Source organism: Flaviramulus basaltis, from assembly GCF_900114265.1.
Taxonomy (GTDB): domain Bacteria; phylum Bacteroidota; class Bacteroidia; order Flavobacteriales; family Flavobacteriaceae; genus Flaviramulus; species Flaviramulus basaltis.
This window is the reverse complement of record NZ_FPKV01000002.1, coordinates 813556-836497: the sequence shown is the minus strand read 5'-3', so window position 1 is coordinate 836497 and position 22942 is coordinate 813556. Positions and strand designations below refer to the sequence as shown.

The 22942-nt window shown below is 29.9% G+C and carries 21 protein-coding genes and 1 riboswitch; of the genes, 10 read left to right on the top strand and 11 right to left on the bottom strand.

Features of this window, described 5'->3' with window-relative positions:
- Positions 1–39 precede the first annotated feature (39 nt).
- Together BT151_RS10345 and BT151_RS10340 are read right to left on the bottom strand one after the other, a co-directional pair.
- On the bottom strand, positions 40–990 hold the full coding sequence (locus BT151_RS10345) for a glycosyltransferase family 2 protein (RefSeq protein ID WP_072401877.1): 951 nt from the start codon (positions 988–990) through the stop codon (positions 40–42).
- 40 nt (positions 991–1030) lie between these two features.
- Positions 1031–1561, bottom strand: coding sequence for a DUF4199 domain-containing protein (locus BT151_RS10340; protein WP_072401875.1), 531 nt, complete (start codon positions 1559–1561; stop codon positions 1031–1033).
- Positions 1562–1720: 159 nt separating this feature from the next.
- On the opposite strand from BT151_RS10340, the gene BT151_RS10335 reads away from it, so the two are divergent.
- The 3 genes from BT151_RS10335 (at position 1721) to BT151_RS10325 (ending at position 4128) form a co-directional block, all read left to right on the top strand.
- Positions 1721–1972: a type B 50S ribosomal protein L31 gene (locus tag BT151_RS10335; RefSeq protein WP_072401873.1), complete on the top strand. Its 252-nt coding sequence runs from the start codon at positions 1721–1723 to the stop codon at positions 1970–1972.
- A 132-nt stretch (positions 1973–2104) separates the two neighbouring features.
- Positions 2105–3280: a GlmU family protein gene (locus BT151_RS10330; protein ID WP_072401871.1), complete on the top strand. Its 1176-nt coding sequence runs from the start codon at positions 2105–2107 to the stop codon at positions 3278–3280.
- A 119-nt stretch (positions 3281–3399) separates the two neighbouring features.
- Positions 3400–4128, top strand: a complete 729-nt coding sequence (locus BT151_RS10325; protein WP_072401869.1) for a lysoplasmalogenase family protein — start codon at positions 3400–3402, stop codon at positions 4126–4128.
- On the opposite strand, the gene BT151_RS10320 is transcribed toward BT151_RS10325, so the two are convergent.
- Positions 4115–5734, bottom strand: coding sequence for an ABC transporter substrate-binding protein (locus tag BT151_RS10320; protein WP_072401867.1), 1620 nt, complete (start codon positions 5732–5734; stop codon positions 4115–4117). The two genes, BT151_RS10325 and BT151_RS10320, sit on opposite strands and share 14 nt — an antisense overlap.
- An 88-nt stretch (positions 5735–5822) precedes the next feature.
- On the opposite strand from BT151_RS10320, the gene mtaB reads away from it, so the two are divergent.
- A complete protein-coding gene (gene mtaB / locus BT151_RS10315; RefSeq protein WP_072401865.1) occupies positions 5823–7154 on the top strand; it encodes a tRNA (N(6)-L-threonylcarbamoyladenosine(37)-C(2))-methylthiotransferase MtaB in 1332 nt (443 codons plus the stop codon).
- Between the two features lie 586 nt (positions 7155–7740).
- On the opposite strand, the gene BT151_RS10310 is transcribed toward mtaB, so the two are convergent.
- A complete protein-coding gene (locus BT151_RS10310) occupies positions 7741–8037 on the bottom strand; it encodes an N-acetyltransferase (RefSeq protein ID WP_072401863.1) in 297 nt (98 codons plus the stop codon).
- A 184-nt stretch (positions 8038–8221) separates the two neighbouring features.
- On the opposite strand from BT151_RS10310, the gene BT151_RS10305 reads away from it, so the two are divergent.
- Genes BT151_RS10305 through cls form a run of 3 tightly spaced genes read left to right on the top strand, consistent with a single transcriptional unit; the run spans position 8222 to position 11325 of the window.
- Positions 8222–8887 carry an alpha/beta hydrolase family protein gene (locus BT151_RS10305; protein ID WP_072401861.1) on the top strand — a complete coding sequence of 222 codons (666 nt, stop codon included), beginning with the start codon at positions 8222–8224 and terminating at the stop codon, positions 8885–8887.
- 51 nt (positions 8888–8938) lie between these two features.
- Positions 8939–9859, top strand: a complete 921-nt coding sequence (locus tag BT151_RS10300; RefSeq protein WP_072401860.1) for a lytic transglycosylase domain-containing protein — start codon at positions 8939–8941, stop codon at positions 9857–9859.
- 8 nt (positions 9860–9867) lie between these two features.
- A complete protein-coding gene (gene cls, locus BT151_RS10295) occupies positions 9868–11325 on the top strand; it encodes a cardiolipin synthase (RefSeq protein WP_072401858.1) in 1458 nt (485 codons plus the stop codon).
- Here cls and BT151_RS10290 read toward each other — a convergent pair.
- Entirely contained in the window at positions 11322–11897 is a 576-nt protein-coding gene (locus BT151_RS10290; protein ID WP_072401856.1) for a tetratricopeptide repeat protein, read from the bottom strand. The genes cls and BT151_RS10290 overlap by 4 nt on opposite strands.
- 298 nt (positions 11898–12195) lie before the next feature.
- Between BT151_RS10290 and rpmH the strand changes: the two genes are divergently transcribed.
- Both rpmH and carB read left to right on the top strand, forming a co-directional pair.
- Complete coding sequence (rpmH, locus tag BT151_RS10285) at positions 12196–12357, top strand: 50S ribosomal protein L34 (RefSeq protein WP_042495769.1); 162 nt, start codon at positions 12196–12198, stop codon at positions 12355–12357.
- Between the two features lie 112 nt (positions 12358–12469).
- Entirely contained in the window at positions 12470–15322 is a 2853-nt protein-coding gene (gene carB, locus BT151_RS10280) for a carbamoyl-phosphate synthase large subunit (RefSeq protein WP_072401854.1), read from the top strand.
- A 30-nt stretch (positions 15323–15352) separates the two neighbouring features.
- On the opposite strand, the gene BT151_RS10275 is transcribed toward carB, so the two are convergent.
- From BT151_RS10275 to BT151_RS10250, 6 genes are all read right to left on the bottom strand, one after another.
- Complete coding sequence (locus BT151_RS10275; protein WP_072401852.1) at positions 15353–15892, bottom strand: acyl-CoA thioesterase; 540 nt, start codon at positions 15890–15892, stop codon at positions 15353–15355.
- A gap of 14 nt (positions 15893–15906) precedes the next feature.
- A complete protein-coding gene (locus BT151_RS10270) occupies positions 15907–16254 on the bottom strand; it encodes a 6-phosphogluconate dehydrogenase (protein ID WP_072401851.1) in 348 nt (115 codons plus the stop codon).
- 15 nt (positions 16255–16269) lie between these two features.
- Positions 16270–17655, bottom strand: a complete 1386-nt coding sequence (gene rmuC / locus BT151_RS10265; RefSeq protein WP_072401849.1) for a DNA recombination protein RmuC — start codon at positions 17653–17655, stop codon at positions 16270–16272.
- A gap of 81 nt (positions 17656–17736) precedes the next feature.
- Entirely contained in the window at positions 17737–18531 is a 795-nt protein-coding gene (locus tag BT151_RS10260; RefSeq protein ID WP_072402635.1) for an ABC transporter ATP-binding protein, read from the bottom strand.
- Entirely contained in the window at positions 18531–19565 is a 1035-nt protein-coding gene (locus tag BT151_RS10255; RefSeq protein WP_072401847.1) for a FecCD family ABC transporter permease, read from the bottom strand. Before BT151_RS10255 ends, BT151_RS10260 begins: the two co-directional genes overlap by 1 nt.
- Position 19566: 1 nt before the next feature.
- Entirely contained in the window at positions 19567–20709 is a 1143-nt protein-coding gene (locus BT151_RS10250) for an ABC transporter substrate-binding protein (RefSeq protein WP_245794786.1), read from the bottom strand.
- A gap of 70 nt (positions 20710–20779) precedes the next feature.
- A riboswitch (cobalamin riboswitch) is annotated at positions 20780–20974 on the top strand.
- Positions 20975–21042: 68 nt separating this feature from the next.
- Here BT151_RS10250 and BT151_RS10245 point away from each other — a divergent pair.
- Positions 21043–22911 (top strand): TonB-dependent receptor plug domain-containing protein, encoded by a 1869-nt coding sequence (locus BT151_RS10245; protein ID WP_072401845.1) that lies wholly within the window; start codon positions 21043–21045, stop codon positions 22909–22911.
- Positions 22912–22942 lie beyond the last annotated feature (31 nt).

Sequence of the window (22942 nt, the reverse complement as noted above, 5' to 3'; positions counted from 1 at the left end):
TTTCAAAAAAGTATGCATTTTGAAGAGAAAAAGGTTGTTTTAACCTAAATTTAATTCATCTTTAATTAAATAGCGCTTTTTGTCTTGTCTGTTTCTTAAAACAATTTCTCCTAAAAAACCTGCAATAAAAAACTGAGTACCAATAATCATTGTAGAAAGTGATAGATAGAATTGTGGACGTTGAGTTATTAGTCTTCCTGAAGGATTTAAAAATAATTTATCTATACCAAGATATAATGCAAATGCAAAACCAACAGCAAACATAATAAAGCCTAAAGCACCAAATAAATGCATAGGTCGCTTACCAAAACGAGACAAAAACCAAATGGTAATTAAATCTAAAAAACCATGAACAAAACGGTTCATGCCAAATTTAGTCTCACCATATTTTCTAGCTTGATGTTGTACTACTTTTTCACCTATTTTAGTAAAACCAGCATTTTTTGAAAGCACAGGTATGTAACGATGCATTTCTCCATTAATATCTATGTTTTTAACAACATCAATATGGTAAGCTTTAAGACCGCAATTAAAGTCATTTAGCTTAACACCTGATGTTTTTCTAGCTGCCCAATTGAATAATTTTGAAGGTAAGTTTTTAGAAATAACAGAGTCGTAACGTACTTTTTTCCAACCTGAAACCAAATCAAACCCCTCATTTTTAATCATGTTGTAAAGTTCGGGGATTTCGTCTGGATTATCCTGTAAGTCGGCATCCATCGTGATTACAACATCACCTTGGGTTTTTTCAAACCCAGCATGAAGTGCTTGCGATTTACCGAAGTTTTTTAAAAACCTAATGCCTTTAACATTACTGTCTTTTTGTGATAGCTGACTTATTATTTTCCATGAATCATCTATACTACCATCATCAATGAAGATAATTTCATATGAAAAATGATTGAATTGCATAACTTTTGCAATCCAATCATGTAATTCGGTTAAAGAGTCTTGTTCGTTAAGTAGTGGTATGACTACTGATATATTCATTTAAATATTTTCAAAATTTGATGTTTCAAAAATACTGAATTTATTCTGCGTCTGGATTATTTTTTTTCATTACAGCCGCAACTATTAATCCAATTATACTAAAAAAAACAAGATATCCTGCTAGGCCTTTAAATATATTACCTATAGAATATTGATTTTGAGATTCAATTTGCTCAACTGTTTGGGCAATAACATCAGAAGGAGTATTAAATCCTTCTAACATTTCAACGGTTTTTTCAATTGTCTTTTCTTTTAAAACTTCAGCCGCATCAGTATCAATAAAATTAAATAATAGAAAAGAGACTAATGTACTAATTAATAACCCTATAATTACTGTTATGAAGTATGATGTAAAAGCTTCTTTAAAAGAAGCAAATCCATTTTTTACTTGTTTGATTTTTGCAACTGAAATAATTCCAAATACAATTATAATAATAATTATTAGTATACCTACCCACATGTTGGTTAGTAGTTCGATGTTAACCGCGTAAGCGAGAACGGTTATTAATGCTAATAAAACTCCTAAATATAGGCCATAATTAACAGCAATAGACTTTAAAGGTTTTTCCATAAAATTTTGTTTAATTTGATTAGTTTCTTAGTTAGTATTCAAATATAACAAATCGTTACAAAATACTTAAAAATAAAAATTATTAAAAAGTATTGTGAATTTGTAAAAAATTCTTAAATTTGCACTTCCAAAATTGAAAAGAATAAAAAGCATTTAGCGATGAGAAAAGGTATACACCCAGAAAATTATAGAATGGTAGCATTTAAAGATATGTCTAACGAAGATGTGTTTTTAACAAAATCTACTGCAGATACTAACGAAACTCTTGAAGTTGATGGTGTTGAATATCCATTAGTTAAAATGGAGATTTCTAGAACATCTCATCCATACTACACTGGTAAATCTAAATTAGTAGATACAGCTGGTCGTATTGATAAGTTCAAAAACAAATACTCTAAATTCAAAAAATAATTTTAGAGTCATATCATATTTATTAAGCCTTTCAATTTTGAAAGGCTTTTTTATTTTATACAATTAAACTACTTTTGGATGTATATAAAGGTAGAATAAAGTAATTTAAAACTTTTAATTCCCAACTTTACTATGAATTACATTCTTTTTGATGGTCCTTCACGTAACAATTTATTGCCATTTACATTTACTCGTCCAGTGGCAGATATCCGCATTGGGATATTAACTATACGTGAAAAATGGGAAGCTTTTCTTGAAGCAACAACAACAACAATTACGGAAGATTATTTATCTGAAAAATATCCTATGGTAGAAATGGATGAAAATATAATGATTAATTCATCTTACCTTCCTAATTTAGAATTGGTTGAAATGGTTAAAGATTTAACAATTAACCAAGCAATTTTTAAAGATGAAGATGTTATTGCTTTTTTTACCAAAGAAGCTCAAGAAGACATAGATTTCAATACATATGAAGCTATTGAGTTTACTGAAGATATTATTAAAATAGAACACACTTGGGATATTTTTTCTAAAAATGGAGATGCGATTCAAGAAGATTTTAATTTATTAACCAATGGACAAAAATCAAAATCAATACCATCAAGTAATAATGTTATAGCTCCAGAAAATATTTTTATTGAAGAAGGTGCAAAATTAGAATTTACAACCCTTAACGCAACTAATGGTCCTATTTATATTGGTAGAAATGCTGAAATAATGGAAGGGTCTATAATTAGAGGTCCTTTTGCTTTATGTGAGAATGCAATTGTAAAGATGGGAGCTAAAATTTATGGGCCAACTACTGTGGGACCGTATAGTAAAGTGGGAGGTGAGGTGAATAATTCAGTTCTTTTTGCTTATTCGAATAAAGGACATGATGGGTTTTTAGGAAATTCCGTATTAGGTGAATGGTGTAATTTAGGAGCAGATACCAATACTTCTAACTTAAAAAATAATTATGCCGAAGTTCGTTTGTGGGATTATAAAACCGAGGGCTTCGCAAAAACAGGATTACAATTTTGTGGACTTATGATGGGGGATCATAGTAAATGTGGCATAAATACTATGTTTAATACAGGTACCGTTATAGGTGTAAGTACCAATATTTTTGGAAGTGGTTTTCCAAGAAATTTTGTGCCTAGTTTTAGTTGGGGCGGTAGTAGTGGTTTTACAACATATCAAACAAAAAAAGCTTTTGAAGTTGCTAAAGAGGTTATGTCTAGACGAGAAGTTGAATTTTCTAAAGATGATCAAGATATTTTAGAGCACGTTTTTGAGGAAACTCAAAAATATCGTCGCCAATAAAATTGTTTTTCATTAACAATAGATGAAGAAAAGCATTATAATATTAATTATTTTAAAGTAAAATAGCTTTTAAACGATATTTTTGTTAGTTTTATCGAGATTATCCCTAATCTTAAATAATGGTAAAATATGTTTTTACGAATCATAAACAGTTCGCGCTGCTTTATTTTTCAATACTTTTAATCGACATTTTTGTAAAAATACAACTTCCAATTTTTCCGTATAGATATATAACAAAACTTTGGTTATTGCCTCTTTTAATGAGTTATTTTTATTTCAATAAAATTGATAATGATAAAAAAAAGCATAGATGGTTGCTTTTTGCTTTATCATTCTTTTTTATTGGAGACATACTTGTTATTAATCACACGAATATTATTTCTTTAAGTTTGAGTTTATTGTTTTTTTCAGTTGGAAAAATATTTTTTTGTATAAAATTTTCACATAAGAAAGATTTTAATGTTTCCAGATTAATTCCTTTTACCATTATTATGTTTGGGTATGTTATCTTTATAATAGGATATCTTTATAAAGATCTTAAAGCTTTTTTAGTACCCGCATTATTCAGCTTTTTTTTAACATTATTAATGTTTCAATTTGCTTACTTAAGAAAAGACGTGTTTAACAAAAAGAGTTATCTCTACGTGTTTTTTGGTATTATATTGTTTATTATAAGTGAAGGTATTATGGCAATAAAAACATTTAAAACGGATATACCATATCAGGATTTTCTAATCATGCTGTTTTATGGTCTTTCAATATATTTAATAGTTTTTGGTGTTATAAATGAAAAAAAAGAAGAGCTTGAATTTGGTGAAATAAAAGAGAACGAAATCAGTTCTTTCTAATGTATTTTAAATCTAATAGATTAATAGGGTTAATTCCTAAGCCTGTTACATTTTTTCTTGTAAATCGAATCACTTCATCATAGAATAAAGGAACCATGAGTGCTTTTTGCATAGCCAAAGAGTCCATGGTTGTGTACAAATGTTTTCGTTCATCTATATTAGTTACTGTAAATGCTTTATTGTATAAACTATCAAACTGAGCACTTTTGTAATGAAAGTAATTTGAACCATTAGGAGCAAAATTTTTACTGTAAAATATTGATAAATAGTTTTCGGCATCTAAATAATCAGCAATCCAAGAACTCCTAAACATATCTACTTTTCCGTTTGATCTGGCTGATCTTAAAGAGGCTTCTGGCATGACATCAACATTAATTATTAATCCATTTTTTTCAAGTTCACGTTGTATAAACTCACAAAAACTTAGGTAATTACTGGTGGTTACTAAAGTGATTTCAGGGTTAGTTATACCACTTTCTTCTTTAAATTGTTCAATTAATTGTTTTGATTTTTCAGGTTGATAAGAAAAACCAATAGACTCATTGTAGCCAGGAAGTCCAATTGGTATAAAGCCACCATTTGCAGGATTGCCTATGCCATTGCGTAAGTAGATAATCATTTTTTTTCTGTCAAAACCATAATTTATGGCTTTCCTTATAAGTTCCGATTTTATTTCGGGTGTTTCAGAATCCAAGTAAAACCCTAAATATTCGGTATTTAAGTAAGGGCCACGAATCATATTAACATTTTTGGTATAAGTATCTCGAAGTTGTCCATCTGCCGTTAGTAGTTCGTCTTTATATGAGGTGTCTAAACTGTTTAAAAAGTCTAAGTTGCCTTGTATGAATTGTAAAAATTCACTTTGTTTATCTGGTAAAAAAGTTAAAGCTACAGCCTCTAAATATGGTAAAGCATTACCTAAACTATCTTTTTCAAAATAGAGCTCATTTTTTCTCAAAACAAGTTTTATGTTTTCTTCCCAACGTTTAAATTTAAATGGTCCTGTTCCTATAGGATTTGAACGAAATTCAGAACCATAATAATCAACTATTTCCTTTGGTACAACAGAGCAGTATTTCATAGTTAATAAACCTATAAAAGCAGGGAATGGCTGTTTTAATTTAATCTCAAAAAGCGTGTCGTTAATAGCTTTAAAGTCATCAACTTTATTTAAAACCCAACTACCAGGAGCTGCAATTTTATCATCTCTTAACCTATTTAAACTATATTCAAAATCATTAGCTTTAACCACACGTGTTGAATCTTTTCCAAATAATTTATGTTTGTGAAAAAAGACATCATCACGTAATGAAAATGTATAGGTTGTTCCATCATTTGAAACCGTCCAATTTTTTGCTATACATGGTAAGATGTTTAAATCACTATCTAATTGTACTAAACCGTTAAATAATTGATTAGAAACCGAATTGTCTTGCAAAGTTCTTGAAAAGGCAGGGTCTAGGGTGTTAATATTTGCATATTCGTTGTAACGAAAAACCAAATGGTCTTTGCTAGAGTTGGAATTACTTCCGCAGGAAAAAAATAAAAATGTAATACAACTAATTGATAAATAGTTAATTATTTGTTTTAAAATAGGTTTTATCATATAACTTAATAGTTGTAAATTTGCAGTCTTTTAACGGTAAAGATAAATTTTAAAAAATCTTGAAACAAGTTCAGGGTAACAAATTATAATGAGAAAGAAAGTCGCATTTTATACTTTAGGTTGTAAACTAAATTTTTCTGAAACGTCTACGATTGCTAGAAATTTTAAGGATGAAGGTTTTAATCGCGTAGATTTTTCTGAAAAAGCAGATATTTATGTTATTAATACTTGTTCGGTTACCGAAAATGCAGACAAGCGTTTTAAAACCATTGTAAAACAAGCACAAAAAGCGAATCCTGATGCTTTTGTTGCTGCCGTTGGTTGTTATGCACAACTTAAACCACAAGAATTAGCTGATGTAAATGGTGTGGATTTAGTACTTGGTGCAACTGAAAAATTTAAGATTACCGATTATATAAACGATCTTTCTAAAAATGATTTTGGCGAAGTGCATTCTTGTGAGATTGAAGAAGCAGATTTTTATGTAGGTTCTTACTCAATAGGAGATAGAACGCGTGCTTTTTTAAAAGTACAAGATGGTTGCGATTATAAATGTACATATTGCACAATTCCTTTAGCTCGTGGTATTTCACGTAGTGATACCATGGAAAGTGTTTTGAAAAATGCTAAAGAAATAGCAAAACAAAATATAAAAGAAATTGTTTTAACTGGTGTAAATATTGGTGATTATGGGAAAGGCGAATTTGGTAATAAAAAACATGAACATACGTTTTTGGACTTGGTTACAGAGTTAGATAAAGTTGACGGTATTGAGCGTTTAAGAATTTCTTCTATAGAGCCAAATTTGTTAAAAAACGAAACGATTGATTTAGTTTCAAAATCAAGAGCTTTTGTACCTCATTTTCATATTCCTTTACAATCTGGAAGTAACGATATTCTTAAAAAAATGAAACGTCGTTACATGCGAGAATTGTATGTTGATAGGGTTGCTAAAATAAAACAAGTGATGCCTCATGCTTGTATTGGTGTTGATGTTATTGTTGGTTTTCCTGGTGAAACTGATGAGCATTTTTTAGAGACATACAACTTTTTGAATGAACTAGATATTTCATACTTGCATGTGTTTACTTATTCTGAACGTGATAATACCGAAGCGGCAGAAATGGATAATGTTGTGCCAAAAAATATAAGAAGTAAACGTAGTAAAATGTTACGTGGTTTGTCAGTAAAAAAGCGTCGTGCATTTTATGAGAGCCAAACAGGAACAACTAGAACCGTTTTATTTGAAAGTGAAAACAAAGAAGGTTATATACAAGGTTTTACTGAAAATTATGTTAAAGTAAAAGCGCCATGGAATCCAGAATTAGTTAATACTTTGCATAAAGTTAAGCTAACAAAAATTGATGATGATGGTTTGGTAAGAATTGATATTGTAAACCACGTTATGGAAGTTAATTAAAAAAAACTTTATGCCTAAATTTCTTGATTTTAAACGACTTTTTTTGATTTAGTTTAAATACTGTTCTAGGTTTATTGAAAGTATTTATTTTATATTAAAGTAGCTTTATATTGTATATGAAAAGACACCTTCAATTATTTACAACTTTAGTTTTTATATCTATCTTTCTTTATATCTTGTTCTAAAGATAATATTGACCAAAATAATAAATTACTTGGCGTTTGGGAGAGAACCGTTTCTAGTTCAAATTTAACAGATACATATACACTAGTTTTTGGTTTAAATCATACAGGTTTAAAAATTTATAAAAATATTACATCTGAAGAAGAGAATTCAAGTGCACATTCTTTTGATTGGAAATATAAAGACAATAAAGTAATTGTATTAGAGAATAATTTAGAGGAAACTTATAAAATAAATTCTGATAACCAACTTGTTTTAAGTACCTCAAAAGATTTCTTTTTAGATAAAATATCAGATAATTATTCACAATATTACTAGCAAATAATAATTAAAAACATTTAATAAACAAAAAAACCGAAGCTTAAAAAGCTTCGGTTTTTTTGTTTATTGTTATAATTGAAAATTATATTCTTAGACCTACAGGTAACATACGTTTGTACTTTCTGTTGCTCCTCACAAATTTAGCTATTTCTGGACTAGTAGGTACAACGCTTAAGTTGCGTTCTTCAATTTGTTCAAAAACAAGGGCTAAAAAATCCTTTTTAAAATTTTCGTCTTTAATTTCTTCAGGGATTATAAGTTTTGTTAGAAAAATCTTTCGTTCTTGCAATGAGTATTCAATTTTTGCTAAATGGTCATCAATTTTTATTTCAAATTGTCGTAAAAAATCGTTGTCAATAAGTTCAGCTGCATCAACCATGGTGTAAATTTTTTAAATTATGCGGAATGTAAAATAGTGTAGACTATTTTATATAAGTTTGCGGTGCAAAAGTACAAAAAAAAACGTTAGTAATAGTTGGTTTATAAGTTAATATCTTCTAAAATAAACTATTAGCATTTAGTTTATTTAATTTTAAATTTGATTGGCTTAATTTTAGCAAATAATGAATAAGGAGATAATACACGTATATTTAATGCCAGGGATGGCAGCAAGCTCAAAAATATTTGAATATATAAAATTGCCAGAAAATCAATTTGAAATTCATTTATTAGAATGGATAATTCCTAATGATAATGAGTCTATTAGTGATTATGCTTTAAGAGTTTCTAAGCATATAAAACATGATAACATTGTTTTGCTAGGAGTATCCTTTGGAGGCGTTATTGTACAAGAAATAAGTAAGCATATTTCTGTTAGAAAACTCATTATTGTATCTAGTGTAAAAACAATGCACGAGCTTCCAAAACGAATGTTAATAGCAAAAGCGACTAAAGCCTATAAACTCGTGCCAACTCAATTAGCAAGTAATATTGAATTACTTGCTAAATATGCTTTTGGTAGTAATGTGACAAAACGTTTAGAGCTATATAAAAAATATCTATCTGTAAACGATACAAGGTATTTAAATTGGTCTATAAAAAATATGGTGAGTTGGAGTGATGAAAATCATAATCCAAATATTATTCACATTCATGGAGATAATGATGCTGTTTTTCCAATTAAAAATATTACAAATTGTATTACTGTAAAAAACGGTTCACATATCATGATTATTAATAAATACAAGTGGTTTAACGAACATTTACCCAATATTATTTTAAACGACTAAAACACAGTAATTCCAATTATTTTTTATAATTTTAAGCAAAACTTTTTAAAGATGGAGATAGTACAGAAAGCCTTAGCGTTTGTGGGATTATTAAGTTTATGTGCCTTATTTATTTATGCGCTACAAGATGCCCCAACAGATGAAAATTTTGAAAAAAAACTTATAAACGATTATAATGTTTATGCGCTACAAGTGCCAGAAAATTTAGATTTTGCTGGAGAATCCATGCCTCTTAAAAACCCAGACATTTTAGAGCGTATGGATAGAGAATTGTTGGTTAACACTTATTGGCAATCTAATGGGTTGTTAATGTTTAAACGATCTGAAAAATATTTTCCAATTATAGAACCTATTTTAGCCAAAAATGGTATTCCAGATGATTTCAAATATTTAGCAGTAATTGAAAGTGGTTTAACAAATGCAGTATCTCCTGCTGGTGCACGAGGTGTTTGGCAAATTATGCCCGCAACAGGTAGAGAGAACGGTTTAGAAGTAAACGATAATGTTGATGAGCGTTATCATTTAGAAAAAGCTACTGAAGTTGCTTGTAAATATTTATTAAAATCTAAGGAAGAATTAGGTTCTTGGACGTTAGCTGCAGCGGCTTATAATGCTGGTAATGCAGGCGTTTCTAAACGTTTAAAAGAGCAAGAAGTAACAGGTTATTATGATTTATTATTGGGAGAAGAAACAGGGCGTTACTTATTTAGAATTGTTGCCTTAAAAGAAATTTTATCACACCCAGCCAAATACGGTTTTAATTTTAGAGAAAAAGATTTGTATAAAAATGTACCAACATATACGGTAGAGGTTGATACAGCAGTAACAGATTTTTCTAAATTTGCACAAAATTTTAGGATTAATTATAAAATTTTAAAACTTCATAATCCTTGGTTGAGAGAGCCATATTTAAACAATAGATCAAGAAAGTTATACCATATAGAAATTCCTAAAGAAGGCTACTATCAATAAATATTGATATGCTTGAATTTATAAAGGAAAATTATTGGAACACACTTATTATTCTTAACTACTTAGTTGCAGCATCAGCTGTAATAACAGTTGTTCTTAAAAATATAAACCCAACAAAAACACTATCCTATATTATAGTTTTAGTGTTTTTTCCTTTTTTAGGTCTTGTGGTTTACTATTTGTTTGGTCAAGAGTATCGTAAAACAAAAATCTTCAGTAGAAAATATATCCTAAATAAAAATGTTGTTAAATCTATTAACGAAGAATTAGAGTTTAGTAAAAAAGAACTTGAAAAAGTAGATCGTTATTTAGATGAAAAAGTAAAGCTAGTTAAGTTGATTTACAGTAACGAAAACGAACCTTTAACTTTAAATAACAACATAGATATATTTAAAAATGGAGATGTTAAGTTTGAAAACTTAATAGAGGATATTAAGTCTGCAAAACATCATGTTCATCTTGAATATTATATTGTAAAAGATGATACTATAGGTACAAGAATTCTTGATTTATTATGTGAAAAAGCAAAAGAAGGTATAGAGGTTAGACTTATTTACGATGATGTTGGAAGTAGTATTTCTAACAAAATGAAATCTAAATTAACAAACTCTAATGTTCTTCATTTTCCATTTATGCCAGTTCTTTTTTCTAAGTTTACTGGTAAGATGAACTATAGAAACCATAGAAAAATAGCAGTTATTGATGGTGAAATAGGTTATGTAGGAGGAATAAATATAGGTGATGAATACCTCAATGAAAACAGAACACACAAATATTGGAGAGACACACATTTAAGAATAATAGGTGATGCCGTTAAGTCGTTACAGATTCATTTTTTATCTACTTGGAATTTTGTTTCTGAAGAGAAACCAACTATATATAAATCATATTTCCCTCATATTGAAGAGAAAAAAAATCAAGTAGCCATACAAATTGCAGCAAGCGGACCAGATACAGATTGGGCTAATATTATGGAAGTTACTTTAACTGCAATTATTACTGCAAACGAATATGTTTATATAACTACTCCTTATTTTGTGCCAAATGATGAAATGATAACAGCATTACAAATAGCCTCCAAAAGTGGAGTAGATGTCAGGTTAATTATTCCAGAAAAATCAGATTCTTGGATTGTCAAGCACGCTTCAAACTCTTATCTAGAAGCTTTATTAAAAGCTGACATTAAAGTTTATAAGTATAGCAAAGGATTTGTGCATGCAAAAACAATGGTTGTAGACGATATTTTTGCAACAGTAGGGACATCTAATATGGACTATAGAAGCTTCAATATAAACTTTGAAATTAACTCTTTAATTTACGATAAAGAAAATAGTAAATTGCTTAAACAGCATTTTTTAGAAGACATGAAAGATTGTAATCAAGTAGATTCTGCAACTTACTTAAACCGCACAAAATTCGATAAAATAAAGGAGTCTTATTGTAGGCTTTGGTCGCCTTTAATTTAACCTCGTCTTTTTTGAGCCCTTACAGAACCACCAGTACCATAATGTTGATTTGGCATTTGTGAACGCTTCATGTTGTCTTTCATCATCTTAATTTGATCCGTCAACATGCCTTGTTTGTCTAATTTCGTAGCCTCGGTAAGTAATTTTTGAGCCTCTTGCTTTCTTCGTTTTGAAAATGCAATACCAGCTAGATTAAGTTTAGCCATAGCTAAATCATGGTCCATAGATAAGCCTAAAGAAATCGCTTTCTTAAAATATTTTTCGGCATCATTCATATTGCTTTGAGACACCATAATACCATGTAAATAATTAAAATAACCTTGTTGTTTAGTTACTAAAGCAGTTTCAGGCTTTTTAATTTTGTTTAACCATTTTTTAGCACCTTCAAAATCTTGTTTTCTTAAGCGTAAAAAAGCCAATAAAATAAATTCATTTTTAAAATAAAGAAACACAAAAATTAGAGATAAAAAAATAAGCATGATACCATTACCAATATAACCTTCAGTAAATTGGTAAACCGCAAAAGCAATGATACCAGCAGCTATAATAAGTTTTATAATTTTATTGTACATGATGTTAAATTTGAAATAAAAAAGATGTTATTTTATGTAAAACGAACTCTTTTGTTGTTTTTACACTGCAAAGAAACTAAATTTTTATCAAAAAAAGCTTATAGATATTTGATAAAAAAATAAGATTAGCCCAAATAAATAAGGGTGTAACAAGGAATTAGTCTTAAAAGAAAAAATTAAAAAATATTTTTTCAAAAATGATTTGCAAAGTAATAAAGGCTTTGTATATTTGCCCTCGGTTTTGGAGAAAGCCTAAGAGTTACTAAAATTACAATTTCAGATTTAAAGATACAAGATAATGAGTAAAAGAACATTTCAGCCTTCTAAAAGAAAAAGAAGAAACAAACACGGTTTCAGAGAGAGAATGGCTTCTGCAAACGGTAGAAAGGTATTAGCACGTAGAAGAGCTAAAGGAAGAAAAAAATTATCTGTGTCAACTGAAACAAGACATAAGAAATAATGATTAACAATTGTTGATATTTTAAAGGTGTTACTTAAGTGTAACGCCTTTTTTTATATCTGCTGTTTACTATTTTTGTAATAAATTATAATACAACATATAACAATTTAAAATGCCAAAGAATTCAAAACTTAAATCGATACTAATTATTGGCTCAGGTCCTATTGTTATTGGACAAGCATGTGAATTTGATTACTCAGGAACTCAAGCATTAAGATCGCTTAGAGAAGATGGAATTGAAACTGTTCTTATCAATTCTAATCCTGCAACAATCATGACTGATCCTTCAATGGCAGACCATGTTTATTTACTTCCTTTAACAACAAAATCGATTATAAAAATTTTAAAAGACCACCCTCAAATTGATGCTGTTTTACCAACAATGGGAGGACAAACCGCATTAAATTTATGTATTGAGGCTGATGAAAAAGGAATTTGGAAAGATTTTGGTGTAGAAATTATAGGGGTTGATATTGATGCTATAAACATTACTGAAGATAGAGAAAAGTTTAGAGAATTGATGTTGAAAATTGGGATTCCAATGGCTCCTCAAGCTACAGCAACGTCATATTTAAAAGGTAAAGAAATTGCACAAGAGTTTGGTTTTCCTCTAATAATTAGAGCGTCATTTACTTTAGGTGGAGCAGGTGCTTCATTCGTTCATAAAGAAGAAGATTTTGATGAGTTATTAACTCGCGGATTAGAGATTTCTCCAATTCACGAAGTTATGATTGATAAAGCATTAATTGGCTGGAAAGAATATGAGTTAGAGTTGCTTAGAGATTCAAACGATAATGTAGTAATCATCTGCTCGATAGAAAATATGGATCCAATAGGAATCCACACTGGAGATTCTATTACAGTTGCTCCAGCTATGACTTTAAGTGATAGAACATATCAAAAAATGCGTGATATGGCTATTCATATGATGCGAAGTATTGGTGATTTTGCAGGTGGTTGTAATGTGCAATTCGCAGTTTCTCCAGATGAAAAAGAAGATATTATTGCTATTGAAATTAACCCACGTGTATCGCGTTCTTCTGCATTAGCAAGTAAAGCAACAGGATATCCTATTGCTAAAATAGCTGCTAAATTAGCATTGGGTTATCATTTAGATGAATTAAATAATCAAATTACAAAATCTACTTCGGCTTTATTTGAGCCAACTTTAGATTATGTAATTGTAAAAATACCACGTTGGAATTTTGATAAATTTGAAGGCTCAGATAGAACTTTAGGTCTCCAAATGAAATCTGTTGGAGAGGTAATGGGTATTGGCCGTTCGTTCCAAGAAGCATTGCATAAAGCGACGCAGTCATTAGAAATTAAGCGTAATGGATTAGGAGCTGATGGTAAAGAAAATAAGAACTACGAACAAATTATAGAGAAGTTAACATATGCTTCTTGGGATCGTGTTTTTATAATTTACGACGCCATTGCCATGGGAATTCCATTGAGTAGAATTCATGAAATCACTAAAATAGACATGTGGTTTTTAAAGCAATATGAAGAATTACATTTCCTTAGAAATGAAATCTCTACTTTTAAAATAGATACCATTCAAAAAGACTTATTGTTAGAAGCTAAACAAAAAGGATATGGTGACAGACAAATAGCGCATATGTTGGGTTGTTTAGAAAGTCAAGTTTATAACAAAAGAGAAGAGTTAGGTGTAAATAGAGTTTATAAACTAGTTGATACTTGTGCTGCAGAGTTTCAAGCAAAAACACCATATTATTATTCAACTTTTGAGAGCGATATGGAAACTGCAGATGGTAAACGATATGCAGATAATGAAAGTGTTGTAACCAATAGAAAAAAAGTTATTGTTTTAGGATCTGGACCAAATAGAATTGGCCAAGGAATTGAGTTTGATTACTGTTGTGTTCATGGTGTTTTAGCTGCGGCTGAATGTGATTATGAAACCATTATGATTAACTGTAATCCTGAAACAGTTTCTACCGATTTTGATACTGCTGATAAGTTATATTTTGAACCTGTTTTCTGGGAACATATTTACGATATCATTAAACACGAAAAACCAGAAGGTGTTATCGTGCAACTTGGTGGACAAACGGCTTTAAAACTTGCAGAAAAGTTAACTAAATATGGTATTAAAATATTAGGAACTAGTTACGAAGCATTAGACTTAGCTGAAGATAGAGGCTTGTTTTCAAACCTTTTAAAAGAGAATAATATTCCTTATCCAGAGTTTGATATCGCAACAACTGCAGATGAAGCTTCTGCAATTGCTGATGTTTTAGATTTTCCTATTCTAGTACGTCCTTCTTATGTGCTTGGTGGACAAGGCATGAAAATTGTGATTAATAAAGAAGAACTAGAAATGCATGTTGTTGATTTATTGAGCAGAATGCCAGGAAATAAATTGCTTTTAGATCATTATTTAGATGGTGCCATTGAGGCCGAAGCTGATGCTATTTGTGATGGTGAAGATGTTTACATTATAGGTATTATGGAACATATTGAACCTTGTGGAATACATTCTGGGGATAGCAATTCGGTGCTACCACCTTTCAATCTAGGGGATTTGGTAATGCAGCAAATTAAAGATCATACACAAACGATAGCTTTAGCATTAAAAACCGTTGGATTAATAAATATTCAATTTGCTATTAAAGATGATATCGTTTACATTATTGAAGCCAATCCAAGAGCTTCTAGAACGGTTCCATTTATTGCAAAAGCATACGGGGAACCTTATGTGAATTATGCTACTAAGGTAATGTTGGGAGAAAAGAAAGTGAAAGACTTTAATTTTAATCCACAATTAAACGGTTACGCCATTAAGCAACCTGTTTTCTCTTTTAATAAATTTCATAACGTAAATAAAAAACTAGGGCCAGAAATGAAAAGTACTGGTGAGAGCATTTTGTTTATTGATGGTTTAAAAGATGATGAATTCTACGATTTATATTCAAGACGAAAAATGTATTTGAGTAAATAAAAATAAAAAAGCCGCTTTAAAGCGGCTTTTTTATTTTAATTCTAGTTTTGCATTTTGTGATTTAATAGACTCTAAATGCTCTTCTATTTTAAATTCTGAAGATTTAAAACGATTGGAACGTTTTCTCGATTGCTCTTGTCTAGCTAAACTTCTTGCAAACCTCCTAACACTTTCTTCGGTATCTAAAATTAAACCAGGAACAGGAACGTTTTTACCGTTATCATCTTTAGCCACCATAGTGAAATAAGAAGAGTTACAATGTTTCTTTTTACCAGTTTGTACAACTTCAGATTCAACACGAACACCAACAACCATAGATGTTCTTCCTGTATAATTAACGGAAGCTTTTAAGGTTACTAACTCGCCTACGTCTATGGGGTTTAAAAAATCAACTTTATTTACAGAGGCTGTCACACAATAATTTCTAGAGTGTTTTGATGCACATGCAAAAGCAATTTGATCCATTAAATTTAAAATAAATCCACCATGAATTTTTCCACTAAAATTAGAGTGAGAAGGAAGCATAAGTTGCGTTATTGTTATTCTAGATTCTTTAGGGTGTTTAAACATATATTCTAAATTTGTTAGTCTTGTTCTTCTTCAATTTTGGTAATAAAGTATTTGGTGTCACCTAGCCAAAACAGCTTTTTGTAACGTTCAAAATAATTGAGTTTTACAAATTTACCTTGTAATCTGTTAAGATCTTCAATGACTTCTTTTTCACTGTCTTCAACAGAGAAAATAAATATTTGAGATTCTGAAACTCCTTGACTTATTTCGCCTTCCCATGTTTTGAAAAGCATGCCTTTACTACTAAACTTAACCAGTTTTCCTGCTCTAACACCTTCGCTATAATGCAAAAAGTAAACAAAACAGAAAAATCCCGCTACTATTATAAGTAACCCAATAAATATTTTAATTAATATTTTCATAGTATGTTTTAAAATTTAGTCGTCTTCTTGAGCACGTTTAATAATAGCTTCCGGAAGTGCTTTTTTAGCTTTAGCTCCCATTTTTTTAAGTTTTTCAACACTAGTAATTAGGTTTCCTTTACCTTCAACTAGTTTATTCATGGCGGCAGAATAGTCGCTTTTTGCACCATCAATCTTTTTTCCAACACCGGTTAAATCACTAACTAAACCTTCAAATTTATCATAAAGGGCACCAGCTTGTCGAGCTATTTCAATCGCATTTTGTTGTTGTTTTTCATTGTTCCACATACTGTCAATAGTGCGAAGTGTAGCTAATAGGGTAGAAGGAGTTACAATAACAATGTTTTTCTCAAATGCTCTATTGTAAATACTATTATCTTCATTTACAACTACAGCAAAAGCTGGTTCTATTGGGATGAACATTAATACAAAATCTGGTGACTCTATATCATATAAATCTTGATAATTTTTTTCTGAAAGTTGATCCACATGTTTTCTAATCGAATTGACATGGGCTTTTAAATGTTGAGGTTTATCATCATCATCTGCATTTACTAAACGTTCATAATCGGTTAAAGATACTTTACTATCTATAATCATTTTTTTGCCATCTGGAAGATGTAAAACGACATCGGGTAATACACGAGAACCATTTTCTAGACTAAAACTTTGTTGCACAAAGTACTCTCTATCTTTCTCTAAACCAGATTTTTCTAAAACACGCTCTAACACTAATTCGCCCCAATTACCTTGCATTTTACTATCACCTTTAAGAGCTCTAGTCAAGTTGGTAGTTTCTTTTGTCATTTGTTGGTTAAGGTCTTTTAAACCTAACAATTGTTCTTTTAAAGCAGAATGCATACTAATACTTTCTTTTTGTGTTAAATCTACTTTGTCTTCAAAAGTTTTAATTTTTTCTTGAAGCGGAGTTAAAATATTTTTAATGTTTTCTTTATTCTGAAGTGTGAATTTTTCTGATTTTTCATCAAGTATTCTGGTAGCTAAAAGTTCAAAATCTTTACGCAATTGCTCTTGGCGTTCCTCAATTTCAGCATCACGCTTTAAACTTTGTTGTTGTAAGTTTTCGTATTCAGTATTTTTTCTGGCTAATTCTGAGTTTAAAAATTCTTTTTCACGGCGTATTTCTTCACGTTCCTTTTCAATTTTAGAAACATTGTCTTTTAATTCAGTTAATTGCTGATTAAAATATAAATCTTGTTTTTTGTTTTCAGTTTCAGAAAACTGTTTGAATTCAATTAATTGTTGTTGCAAATTCGCATTACGTTCTTCTAATGTGCTTCTTTCGCTTTTACTTTTAAGTTTTGAAATTAGCATCCCTAAATAGGCGCCAATTAAAGCTGAAACAAGAATTGCAATGATAAGAATTAGGTTGTCGTTCATTTAAAATTGAAGTTTAACCAAAGATAAATTTTTAGTTTGAAGTAGGAAATAAGAACTAAGAAGATTTTAAATGTTTTATATCTATTTATTTACTCTGAAACTTCCTGTTTTTTCATCAAATGCAATTAAATCTTTTGGGAAAAGTGTATTAAAAACACCTTTTTCAATGAGTTTACAAGGTTCATCGCAAACCACCTTATTATTTGTTATCACTATTAAAGTGTCACATAGTTGAATGGCTAAATCAATTTCGTGCGATGAAAATAAAATGGTTTTGTTAGTTTCTTTAGCTAGTTTTTGAAGCAGTTTTAAAATGTATGCTTTATGATACATATCTAGATGCGTTGTAGGTTCATCTAAAATAATAAGATCTGTATCTTGAGCTAAAGCACGAGCAATCATTACTTTTTGTAGTTGACCGTCACTTAATTCAAAACATTTTTTGTATTTTAAATCATCAATATTGGTTTGATTTAATGCTTTGTTTATAATAGTTAAATCGTTTTGAGATAAATTTCCAATCCAATTCGTGTAGGGTTGTCTACCTAAAGCTACAAGCTCAAAAACTGACAAATTTTTCGCAGTAATTTGCTCAGTTAAAACTAAACTTAACACTTTGGCTAAATCTTCAGCTTGATAATTAGATAACGATTTTGAATTAATTAAAACATCGCCTTGTAGTGGTTTTTGAACTTTAGTTAATGTTCGTAACAGTGTAGACTTTCCAATACCATTTGCTCCAATTAAACCAATAAGTTCACCTTTTTTTAACTCAATATTTATGTTTGATACAATAACAGTTTGTGCTTTTTTTGAAGCATAACCTATTGAGAGATCTTTAGTTTTTATAATGATATGTTGATTTTTTGTATCCATTAAAAAACCATTTTTTGTTTTCTTACTAATAACCAAATGACAACTGGTGCGCCAACTAAAGATGTAATAGCATTAATTGGTAAAGTGTAATCGCTATTAGGAATTTGCGAAATACTATCGCAAACAAGCATCACAATAGCACCAAACAAAAATACGGCAGGCAATAATACTTTGTGACTTGCAGTATTAAAAACTTGACGTGTTAAATGTGGAATTGCTAAGCCAATAAACGCAATAGGGCCAGCAAAAGCTGTAATAGTTCCTGCTAATAAGCTGGTTGCAATAATAATGATTAGTCTGCTTTTTTTTATGTTTAAGCCTAAGCTTTTGGCATAATTTTCTCCTAAAAGTAAAGTGTTTAAAGGTTTAATGGAAAATATACTAAAAACAATTCCTAAGGCATAAATAAGAAATAGAATAAATAACTCATCCCAAGATAAATTACCAAGACTTCCAAAACCCCAAAAAATATATTGTTGTAATTGTTGAGCAGAACCAAAATACGAGAGTACACTTACTATTGCTGCTGTAATACTAGCGAACATGAGTCCAATAATAAGTATAGCCATAGTATCTCTTATTTTTAAAGACACCATCATAACAGATAATAATACTAAAAAACTACCTAAACTAGCAGCTAAAACAATACCCCATTTTGAAATAAAAAGTGTAGCAAAAATACCTCCAAATAATCCAGAACCTAAAATTACCAAAGCAACTCCTAAACTAGCGCCAGAACTTATTCCTAAAACAAAAGGACCTGCTAATGGGTTTCTAAATAAGGTTTGCATGAGTAGCCCAGAAATACCAAGCCCAGAACCGACAATAATAGCAGTAAAGGCTTTTGGGAGTCTGTAATTTTGAATAATATGTTGCCAAGCTTCTTGCGAAGTTTCATGCCCGATAAGGCTATTAAAAACTTCTTTTAAAGGAATGTAAACCGAGCCTAAACTAATATTAATAAAGAAGCATATTACAAGAATAGCGCTTAAAACTAAAAAAGGATTTGTATATGTTTTTTTTTGATTTTGCACTCTATTCTAAGGGTTTGAAAAAGTAAGGTGTGTAGTTTTTTAATAAATTAGGATGACATATTTTTACAATGTCTTTTAATACCAAATCTGGTCTAGACATGCCTAATTCATAATATAAAACACCACCAGTTTCTCCTGTTGTATTGGTAAATGTATATACTTTTTTATTTTTAAAAGCTTCAAACATGGCATGTTGAGAGCTACCGTTTTTAAGCGCTTCTAAACTCTTGTAATTAGAAGGACTCAACCAAATATCGGCATCTTTAGCTTTTACAAAAACAGACTCAAAACTTAATTGTAAACTTCCTGAACCTTCACTTTCTTTCCATAAATAATCTACATGAGCATCTTTTAAAAGTTGGGCTTCTGTACTTTTTCCATTTGGTAAATACCACACATCATTATGCATTGCGCCACTTAAAATGCTAGGTTTATTTTTAACGTATTTTGCTAAGTTTTTTGCTTCTAAGTAATTTTTTTCAATAGTATTAAAAATAGAGTCTGCTTGTTTTTCTTTGTTATATAAAGCACCAAAAAACTTTAACCATTCGGCTTTGGCTAAAGGTGAGTTTTCAACCCAATCTCCATTGTAAATCACCGGGATTCCAGATTTTTTTATGGTTTCGAAAGTTTTGTTATTACCATCTATACCAAAGCCAATTACTAAATCGGGTTTTAATTCTAATAAAACTTCGGTATTTATCCCTTCATTTTTACCTAACTCTCTTATGCTTTTATTGTTAATACGTTTTCTTGTTTTTTCTGAAGAAATGTAATCTGTTCCAGGGAATCCAACTAGTGTTTGCTCAACATTTAATAGTTCTAAAGCAGGAATATGAGTTGTAGAAGTCACCACTATTTTTTGAATAGGTTCTATAATAATACCATCATATTCATCTATCATAAAACTTGTTTTAGCAGCATTTTCTTTATTAATTAAAACATATTTATAATTTTTTTCGGCTTTTGGCCAAGGGTTTTTAATGGTTATAATTTTATAAGTTTTATAATCTGTTATTGAAAAACCTTTGGCATATTTTAATTCCATAGGGTTTTCAATAGTAACGTCTAATTTTGGTTTTTTGGTCTCGCTTTTACACGACACGACCATTATAAACATTAGAAATAAAATAGCTGTTCTCAAATTTTGAATTTTTACTTTTTCAAAAGTAATATTATTTAATGTTTTTAATGAAACATTAAACAAAATGTTTACTTTCGCAGCGAAATTTGGTTTGATTCAGTTTTACTGAATTAATTAAAAGGGAATCTGGTTAAAATCCAGAACTGTTCCCGCAACTGTAAGCTATAAAGCTTCGTGTTAAACTTCAATGTCACTGAAGAATATTCTTTGGGAAGACCAACACGAAGACGCAAGTCAGGAGACCTGCCATTTTCAAAACAAATAAGTTAAACTTTCGGGATAAAAGTTTGCGTATGATAAACCCATGCGATTCTCGATTAATTATTCATTAAAATGAAAAAATTAAATGTTTTTGGTGTACTATGTTTTGGTATATCAATGGTTGGTTTTGCACAACAGCAAATCGATTCAACAAAAGTAGAACAACTAGATGAAGTTGTTGTAACAGATTCTCGTTTTAAATTAAAGCGCGAAAATTCAGGAAAAACGGTTATTAAAATTTCAAAACAAGAGATTGAAAATAACCAAGGTAGAACCATTTCAGAGTTAATAAATACCAAAAGTGGTATTGAAATTAATGGAAGCCGTAGTGCAGAAGGTAATAATTTAGGTTACTATGTAAGAGGCGGAAATAATAGACAAGTGCTTGTCCTTATTGATGGTATTCAGGTAAACGATCCTTCTATTGTTGCTAACGATTTTGATTTGCGTTTATTAGATTTAAATACGGTAGAATCTATCGAAATTATAAAAGGAGCAGCAAGTACATTATACGGAAATGCAGCAGCTACGGCGGTAATAAACATTACGACTAAAAAAGCTTCAAATGAAACTATTTCGGGTAGTTTTTTAACGGTTGTTGGAACAAATCAAACACAAGACGATTTAAATTATAATGGTTCTAGTTTTACAAATAATGTATCTGTAAATGGTAGCTTAAATAAGTTTAGTTATTTAGCTAGTTTTGGTAATAGATATGTAGATGGTATATCGGCTGCAAAGTCTGAAAACCCAGAAAAGGATCCGTTTTCAAGATATAATTCCAATGTGAAATTAGGTTACGAATTAAGTGATGCTTTTGAAATTTCTGCATTTTTTAGCCATGATAAATTTAAAACAGATATTGACGGTTTTCCTGCGCCGACTTATACGTTTGCAGATACTAATGATAAATACATCTCTGAGCAATCAAGATTTGGATTAGCACCTAAGTTTGATTACAAAAACGGTAGTTTTCAAGTTAACGCAGCTTTTTCGAAAATAAATAGAGAAACTATTTCAGATTTTAGTACAACTAACGAAGCTGAAAGCATAGTTGTAGATGCTTTTAATAAGTATGTGTTTGACAATGAGTTTTATACTATAGTTGGTGTTAATTATGGTGATTATAAAAGTTTGTTTTCAACTGAAGAATCTTTTACAAATACCGACCCATATTTAAATGTGGTTTATGTTTCAGATTTTGGATTGAATTTGAATGCTGGAGGTAGATTAAATAACCATAGTGAATATGGATCTAACTTTGTTTATAGCTTAAATCCATCTTATAGTGTACCTTTAAATAATGGCTATGCGAAAGTGTTTGGTTCTTATGCAACATCGTTTATTGCACCTAATTTATCACAATTATTTGGCTTTTTTGGAGCAAATCCAGATTTAGAACCAGAGGAAAATAAAACTATTGAAGCAGGGTTAGAATTGAATAATAAAAATGGATTTAGAGTAAATGGTGTTTATTTTAATAGAAAAGAAGAAAACACTATTATTTATGCAGCAACCTACGAGAATGCAGCAACAAATGCGACAGTACATGGTTTCGAATTTGAAGCAGAAGCTAATGTAATTAAAAATTTAACTATTAATGCAAACTATACTTTTACAGAGGTAAAAGATGGGGAGCGTTTACGCGTTCCTAAGCATAAGGCAAATGCAAGTTTAGGGTATAATTTTAGTAAAACGACCTACGCTTCTGTAAATTATCAATTTGTTGGAAGTAGAACGGACACCGATTTTTCAAATTACCAAAACGTAGAGTTAGACTCTTTTTCATTATTTGATTTATACTTTAGCCATAAGTTAATAAAGAATAAAGTAAAGCTATTTACAAGTGTTACAAACATATTTAATGAAGATTATTTTGAGATTTTAGGTTATACAACTAAAGGTAGAAATGTAAATTTAGGATTGAATATTAATTTGTAAGAACAAATAAATTAAATAAAAAAACCTACAA